An 8039-nucleotide genomic window follows, 5' to 3' on the forward strand; every position below is an offset into this window, starting at 1 on the left:
CCGCAACAATGCCTGCGGTGCCAATGAACTCGGCCGACAAGCGTTGCCCTAACGTAAACTTCACTTAGACACCTATCTATTTAGCCGACTGGTTGAGATTATAGATAAGTATCTATACAGACAGGTTAACACGTGGTTACGAGAATTCCGCTGCAGCTTTTAGACTGCCTTCCAGTGGCAGGGGCAGAACCGCTTGCTCGCACGACCGCGGAGTCGATGGCAACCGCCCTCAAGGCAGTGGCAGATCCAACCAGGCTCCAGATTTTGGCGATGATTGCCGCCAGTGAAAACCAAGAGTCTTGCGTTTGCAACCTAACCGAACCACTTGATCTGACCCAACCAACCATCAGCCACCACCTAAAAAAGCTCGCCGAGGCTGGCCTAATTAGTGGCGAGCGCCGCGGCACCTGGGTTTGGTATTCACTCAACAAAGAGCGCTGGAGCCAAATCGCAAACCTGTTCAACGCCTAGCTTCACGAAATTTTCTAGCAACCCCCCTGGGTTGTCCTAGTTAGAAGAACCAACAGCAATTCAAAGGAGACAAAGTGAGCAAAGTAGAGATCCAAATCGAGGGCATGACCTGCGGGCACTGTGCAATGACCATCACCAAGGAGCTCAGCGGTCTTGCTGGAGTTTCAAACGTGCAGGTAGACCACGCAAAGGGCAGTGCTGTTATTGAGCAGAGTGGTCTTTCCAATGACCAGCTTTCCGAGGCAATTACCGCCGCCGGTTACACCGCCAAGGAATTCACCTCCCTAGATGCCTAAAACTAATCTTCAAGAGCTTGAAATTGAGGGGATGACCTGCACGGCTTGCGCTAGGCGGGTCGAAAAGAATCTCAACAAGCTCTCTGGAGTAACTGCCTACGTTGACTTTGCAACGGAAAAGGCTCACCTTCAACTAAGCCCAGAAGTAACACAGGCCGAGCTTTCTCAAGCGGTTGAAGCAGCCGGCTACAAGGTCGGATCTGGTAGGTCAGAACTTCAAACCCTAAAACCAAGACTCTGGATTGGTTCAATCTTTGCGGGGCTAACCATGCTGTTCGGCATGGTGACATGGTTTGCATTCACAGGATCCCAATACCTGGTCTGGGGTTTGGCCACAGTCGTAATTGTCTACGTGGCATACCCCTTCCACAAAGCTGCGCTGAAGAATCTAAGGCACCTCAATTCCACCATGGACACCCTGGTTTCCTTAGGCTCCCTGGTGGCATACGGATACAGCGTTTACATGACGCTGGCCGGTCACCCACACAATTACTTCGAAGTCAGCGCTGTCGTGCCTGCAGTTGTACTAATTGGTCGATACATCGAAGTCCGCGCTAGAAGAAGCGCAACCGATGCGGTCAGAGCACTGCTTGCAGCCATCCCAGAAAAGGCAAACATCGAGCGCGATGGCGAGCGCATGACGATCGCATCCCAAGAGGTTCGCCAAGGCGACAAGGTATTTGTAAACGCCGGTGAACGAATTCCGGTCGATGGCAAGTTGCTCTCTGCAAATGCACTGATCGATCTTTCAACTCTCACCGGAGAAAGCTTGCCGGTAGCCATTACCCAGGGCGGTGAGCTCTCGGCAGGGGCAACGTCGCTTGATGGCCAGATTGAGCTTGAAGCAACCGGAAGCGCGAGTGTCTCTCGACTTTCTCGAATTGCAGACTTGGTTCGTGAGGCAACTGCTCAAAAGACCCAGCTTGGATCTCTTGCCGACCGTATTTCCAGCATCTTCGTTCCAAGCGTTATCGTCATCGCCGGTGCTACCTTCGCGGTTTGGAGCTTGCTTGGTGCCAGCACCGACTTTGCAGTTTCGGCGGCGGTTGCAGTGCTGGTGATTGCCTGCCCTTGTGCTCTGGGCATTGCTGTTCCGATGAGTCTTACGGTTGCCACTGGTTTGGGCACTAAGAAGTCTTTGGTCATTAGAAACCCAGATTCGCTCAGGTTGGCTTCTCGCGTGAAGCGGGTTATTTTCGATAAGACTGGAACGCTCACCGATGGTCAGCTTCGAGTCGTGAACTCCCGTGGACTGGGCGGTGTAGGTTCTGCCACCATGCTGGCTTATGCCGCTGCAGTCGAACAGGGTTCAAATCACCCGGTGGCCAAAGCAATCAGCAAACTCAGCAACCAATTCACAGCCACCGAGGTCACCGAGCAGGCTGGTGTCGGACTTACCGGTTTGGTCGAGGGCAAGCTGGTGAGCGTTGAGCGACCGGGTAGCTATGAAAACCAACTGGAGTTAGATGAAGCTCTTGCTAACGCGGGACCAAACACCTTGGTTGTGGTTGCTTGGGAAGGTTGGGCCCACGGCCTGATCGAACTTAGCGACGAGGTACGCGTTGGTGCCAAAGAGGCAGTTGCCGCGCTGACAAAGATGGGTATCGAAGTTGAGTTACTTTCTGGCGACCACCCAGCACGCGTTGAGGTAATCGCCACCCAGCTTACAATCGAGAGCTTCCGCGGCGGAGTAACCCCTGAGCAAAAGCTAGAACTTCTTCATAGTGCAAACCAGGTCACCGCGATGGTTGGCGATGGCATCAACGATGTGGCGGCTCTTGCTCGCGCAGATGTTGGTATTGCAATGGGTTCTGGCGCTCACGCAGCCCAAGCTGCCAGTGCGATCACAATCTTGGATGACAACCCGCTCAACGTGGCCTACGCACTTTCACTTGCCAAGCGCACCCACCGAAACATCTTGCAAAACCTAGGTTGGGCCTTTGGTTACAACCTGATTTTGATTCCAGTTGCGGCGATGGGACTGCTAAACCCGATGCTTGCCGGAGCGGCAATGGCATTTAGTTCTGTCTCGGTTGTGGTGAATTCTCAGCGCCTAAAGTGGCAGGATATAGAAGTACACGAAGGAGTGGCTAAGTGATTACCTCTGCCGACGAGAAGCGCGTTCTCGATCTAGTTCCAACCGGTCTTTACATCAACGGAGTTTGGCGTGATGCCTCCGATGGCAAGACTTTTGACGTCTTTGACCCTGCCACCGGCAAACTGCTAAAGACCATTGCCGATGCTTCCTTTGAAGATGGCCAAGAGGCCATCGCAGCAGCTCATGACACTCAAAAGTCCTGGGCAGCCACCGCACCTCGCGTGAGGGCTGAGCTACTTCGTGCAGCGTTCGAGAAGATCACCGCGATGAGCGATGACTTTGCGATTTTGATGTCGCTTGAAATGGGAAAGCCATTTCTAGAGGCCAAGGGTGAGGTCGCCTACGGATCTGAGTTTTTGCGTTGGTTCTCTGAAGAGGCAGTGCGCGTAAACGGTCGCTACCAAACCGCACCAGATGGCAAGAACCGTTTGATGGTTCTCAAAAAGCCGGTTGGCCCTGCACTTTTGATTACCCCCTGGAATTTCCCGCTAGCCATGGCCACCAGAAAGATCGGGCCAGCAATCGCAGCTGGTTGCACCTCGATCCTGAAGCCTGCTGCCCTAACCCCGCTGACCTCTTTGCTATTCGCAAAGGTTCTGCAAGAGGTTGGAGTTCCAGCTGGTGTGGTGAACGTGATTCAGACCTCTCGAGTTTCCGAGGTCACCGGACCGATTATCAAAGACTCTCGGCTTCGTAAGCTCTCCTTCACCGGATCAACTCCTATTGGCAAGATGCTGATTAAGGACTCTGCCGACCAGGTGCTGCGCACCTCAATGGAACTTGGTGGCAATGCGCCGTTCTTAGTTTTCGAAGATGCTGATGTCGACAAGGCTGTTGAAGGCGCAATGCAGGCAAAACTTCGCAACATGGGCGAGGCCTGCACCGCAGCTAACCGCTTCCTGATTCACGAATCCGTTGCCGATGAGTTTGCCCAGAAGCTAACCGCAAGGTTTTCAGCACTCAAGGTCGCCAGAGGAGTCGAAGAGGGCACCAACATTGGACCGGTTATCGATGAGAAGTCGAGAAACGCTATTCACGCACTGGTGAATGACGCAACCTCAAGGGGAGCAAAAGTCCTCACCGGTGGCGTCATCCCAACTGGCGAGGGCTATTTCTACCCACCAACCGTGCTGCAAGGGGTAGCTGCAAACAGCGAGATTCTCAAAAACGAAATCTTCGGTCCAGTAGCCCCAATCGTCACATTCAAGACCGAGGACGAAGCTGTTGCAATGGCAAACGACACCGAATACGGCCTGGTTGCCTATGCCTTCACCAAGGACCTCAACCGTGGTCTGCGTCTAGCCGAGAAGCTTGAGACTGGAATGTTTGGCCTGAACACCGGATTGGTTTCTAATCCAGCAGGTCCATTTGGTGGGGTCAAGCAGTCTGGTCTTGGTCGTGAGGGATCTCTCGAGGGCATCGAGGAATACCTAGAGACCGTCTACGTTGGCATCGCCGACCCAATGGTCTAACTAGTGTCGAAAGTACTAATGCTTCACGGTTGGACCAACCGTCGTCCTGAGGGCCACTGGATGCGCCTCACAGCAGCGAAATTGCGCAACCAGGGTCACCAAGTTTGGTATCCACAGTTTCCAAACCCAGACACTCCTAACCCAACCGAATGGCAGGACTTGCTTCGACAAGAGTCCAACATGATGGATGATGTTGAAGCGGGCGAGAAGATCGTTATTGCGCATTCACTCGGAACCATTAACTTCCTCTATGGAGCGCTGACCGATTTGTTCAGCAAGCCTTTTGACAGAGCGCTTCTGGTTGCAATCCCAGACCCAGTTATGACCGCAGAAACCACCGGAATCGAGGGCGAGCCGCTGGACTTTAGAAACCCAGCCCTAAAGCCTCAGATGAATAAGTGGGCAGGAAACGTCACAGCGGTAGCTAGCGACAAAGATCGCTGGCAGCCAAATGGCACAGGTTTCTATCAGTCGCTGGGTCTTGAAACCATCGTGGTTCAAGGGGCAGGACACTTCTCTCTTGATGATGGCTGGGGCAGCTGGCGAGGGCTGGAAAACTGGGTAGAAAGCGCTAATCTGCAGGCTTTACCAGAACGTTAGTTTGATTTCTGGACCTGCGCATGAAGGCCAAAAGAATCAGCAGGGTCATCGCCGCAAGCCCCATAGACATGGTTGAAACGATCGCCAATTGTGGATTTGCCAAAAGCATCAGAGTGAGCAGTGTTGGACTTAGCGCGGAGACTATTTTGCTGAGCATCATCACGTAACCCTGGCGCTGGCCATAGCTCTCTGAACCAAAGAACAAAAGCGGCAGTGAACCTCGGATAAATGGATTTAGGCCAACGCCAATACCGTGAAGAATCACAAACGGCAAAATCGCATTAGCCCCAAAAATCAAAAGCAGAATCACCCCTGCGGGGTGAACCAAGATCGAGATCGCTGCCACCCGCATTGGAGTTAGGTAGCGATCAAGTGCCACCAACAACAACCTGGCTGCCACCTGCGAAGGTCCCAAAATGGCAGCGGCGAAGATTGCCACCTGTTGTTCGGCACCTATTTCGCTGAGCATGAACGGCAAGGTGCTATTCACGCTAGAAACAATGAACCCCTCCAGCGCAAACATCACCGCAAAAACCAGCAGCAGCGGATCAAAGCGGAACCGGTTTTTGATGACTTTGCGAATCGGTCCGGTGGCATCGGCCACTTCTCTAGGTTCGACACTTGGGATCGAAAGGTGAATTGGCAGCGCAACCAACAGGTGCATGACGACCCAGAACCAAACCGCTGTCTGCCAACTGAAACTGTCGTTCAAAAACGATGTCAGCGGCCAGGAAATAGTTGAGGAGAATCCGGCGAACACGGTGATGCCGGCAATGACCTTGTTGGCTTTGGTGCCCAAGAACGAAACCGCGGTTGCAAAAGCCGAGTCGTAGTTGCCCATCGATGCTCCGATGCCCATAAAGATCCAGGCCACAAATAGCAGAACGGGCTCTGAACTGAGCGCCAGTAGGGACAATCCCAAAGCGAAGGCCAGATTGCCAAATGGTAGAACTCGGCGGCCTCCTAGACGGTCAATAGCCTTGCCAATCCTTGGCCCAATTAGGCCTGAAACCAGAAGTGAAATGGTGAAGGCCCAAAAGAGGGTTTCGGTGGGAATGCCCAGGTCTTTGGAGATAGGGACAGCGAGGATTGCAGGGAGGTAAAAGCCAGATCCCCAAGTGATTATTTGAGGTATGCCCAGTTTCAAAGTCAGCTGCGTGCTGGATTGCATGGACACCTCGATGTGATTACACCAAAGTTTAGTAAGGCTCAGTGGTAGTTTTTGGCTGTGAAGCCATACGCAATAATCACCGGAGCAAGCTCCGGACTCGGTCTTGAATCTGCCAAAGCGCTAGCAGCCAAAGGCTTTGACCTAACCCTTCTGGCAAGAGGAGAAAAACGCCTTCTCGATGCTGCCAAAGACATCCAAACTCACAACCCAGAAGTCTCGATCACGGCAAAGGTGTTGGATGTGTCGGACTTCGACCAGGTCAAAGAATTTGCCGCATCAATCACTAGTCCGGTAGATGTCTTGATGAACAACGCAGGTCTCATGGGCCCAGATTTCAAGCTTTCCAAACAGGGCATCGAAATCCAGATGGCGACCAATCACCTAGGGCACTTCGTCATAACCGCAGGGCTCTGGGCACAGCTACAAAAGGCAACCGATCCTCGCGTGATTTCACTGAGCTCAGTTGTTCACCGCAGAGGCAACTTCGATAGCGCAAGCACAGAGATTGTTCGCGGAGCAAGTGAATCGAAATATAACCGTTGGCAACGCTACGCAGACTCTAAGTTGGCATGCCTCTGGTTTGCGCGCGAGCTGCACAACCGTATTACCGCCGAAGGCGGTCATTGTAAATCGATTGCCGCGCACCCGGGCTGGGCGGTTACCGGACTGCAGGAGAACTTCCCTCACGTGCTGGACCCGTTCGCCCAAACTGCAAAGCAGGGTGCACAGAGCCAGATCTACGCATCCCTCGGCAGCGATATAGACAGCGGCGATTTCATAGGTCCGAGCCTGGAACTTTGGGGTAAGCCGAAGAAAATCAAAGGCTCAAAACGCTCTCACGATGCTGAGGCAATGGCGGCGCTTTGGCGCACCAGCGAAGAGCTCACCGGGGTGAAATTCCTAAGTAAGAGGTAGGCTTGGTGGAGATTTCAAGGAGTTATCTTGCAGCCACTTAGCCCGGAAGCCATCGTCGGCTCTCGGATCACAAATCAGAGCCTCAGGCGCTGGCTTCACTCGCTTCCAGGTGTTGACAAAGTTGGTCTTGAGGCTAGAGCCGCTTCCCTTGGAACTCGATCGATAAAGACTTCCTCTAAGGCGTGGGCATTGGATGCCGCCATCAAGATGATGGACCTCACAACTCTCGAAGGCATGGACACCCCGGAACGCGTGCGCAGCCTTTGCCTAAAAGCACTAACCCCAGACCCAACCGATTTGGATTGCCCGCGCCCTGCAGCCATATGTGTTTATGGCGACATGGTCAAGCACGCTAAGAAGGCCCTTGGTAATAGCGGGATCTATGTCGCCGCAGTTGCCACTGCTTTTCCTTCCGGACGCGCAAGCGTCCCGGTTAAATTGCTCGACACCAAGGACGCTGTCAAAGCCGGTGCCGACGAGATCGACATGGTTATCGATCGCGGTGCATTCCTAAGCGGCAACTACCTAGAGGTTTTCAAACAGATTCAGGCAGTTAAACAAGCTTGCAAGCGCAGCGATGGTTCCTACGCTCACCTCAAGGTGATTTTAGAAACCGGTGAATTGCAGACCTACGACAACATTCGCAGAGCAAGCTACCTCGCGATGTTGGCTGGTGGCGATTTCATTAAGACCTCGACCGGCAAGGTCACGGTAAACGCCACCATTCCAATCACCATGTTGATGCTGCAGGCAGTGCGCGATTGGTATGACGAGCACGGGGTTCTTATTGGCGTAAAGCCTGCCGGTGGAATTCGCACCGCAAAAGACGCCATTAAGTATTTGGTGGTCGTAAAGGAAACCGCGGGCGAGCAGTGGCTAAGCCCAGACCTATTTAGATTCGGTGCATCGAGTTTGCTAAACGATGTTTTGATGCAGCGTCAGAAACTAAAGACCGGCAACTACTCCGGCCCAGATTATGTGAGCGTGGACTAAGGAAAATGATGTTCGAATACGCA

At 53.2% G+C, this 8039-nt stretch carries 8 protein-coding genes; 7 read left to right on the forward strand and 1 reads right to left on the reverse strand.

The features are described from left to right. Positions 1-174 precede the first annotated feature (174 nt). The 5 genes from AC128V_RS05750 (at position 175) to AC128V_RS05770 (ending at position 4937) form a co-directional block, all read left to right on the forward strand. Entirely contained in the window at positions 175-471 is a 297-nt protein-coding gene (locus AC128V_RS05750; RefSeq protein ID WP_482763720.1) for an ArsR/SmtB family transcription factor, read from the forward strand. 74 nt (positions 472-545) lie between these two features. After that, complete coding sequence (locus AC128V_RS05755; protein WP_482763721.1) at positions 546-767, forward strand: heavy-metal-associated domain-containing protein; 222 nt, start codon at positions 546-548, stop codon at positions 765-767. After that, entirely contained in the window at positions 760-2865 is a 2106-nt protein-coding gene (locus AC128V_RS05760) for a heavy metal translocating P-type ATPase (protein WP_482763722.1), read from the forward strand. Before AC128V_RS05755 ends, AC128V_RS05760 begins: the two co-directional genes overlap by 8 nt. Then, positions 2862-4337 (forward strand): NAD-dependent succinate-semialdehyde dehydrogenase, encoded by a 1476-nt coding sequence (locus AC128V_RS05765; protein WP_482763723.1) that lies wholly within the window; start codon positions 2862-2864, stop codon positions 4335-4337. The genes AC128V_RS05760 and AC128V_RS05765 overlap by 4 nt, the downstream gene beginning before the upstream one ends. A gap of 3 nt (positions 4338-4340) precedes the next feature. Beyond that, entirely contained in the window at positions 4341-4937 is a 597-nt protein-coding gene (locus AC128V_RS05770) for an RBBP9/YdeN family alpha/beta hydrolase (RefSeq protein ID WP_482763724.1), read from the forward strand. Here AC128V_RS05770 and AC128V_RS05775 read toward each other — a convergent pair. Beyond that, entirely contained in the window at positions 4909-6108 is a 1200-nt protein-coding gene (locus AC128V_RS05775) for an MFS transporter (RefSeq protein WP_482763725.1), read from the reverse strand. The genes AC128V_RS05770 and AC128V_RS05775 overlap by 29 nt on opposite strands. A 57-nt stretch (positions 6109-6165) precedes the next feature. Here AC128V_RS05775 and AC128V_RS05780 point away from each other — a divergent pair, with 57 nt between their 5' ends. Further along, the gene (locus tag AC128V_RS05780) at positions 6166-7023 is read left to right on the forward strand and encodes an SDR family NAD(P)-dependent oxidoreductase (RefSeq protein ID WP_482763726.1); all 858 of its coding nucleotides are present in this window, start codon (positions 6166-6168) and stop codon (positions 7021-7023) included. 27 nt (positions 7024-7050) lie between these two features. Beyond that, on the forward strand, positions 7051-8016 hold the full coding sequence (gene deoC / locus AC128V_RS05785) for a deoxyribose-phosphate aldolase (RefSeq protein WP_482763727.1): 966 nt from the start codon (positions 7051-7053) through the stop codon (positions 8014-8016). Positions 8017-8039: the final 23 nt, after the last annotated feature.

It is taken from the genome of Aquiluna sp. (genome assembly GCF_965064355.1).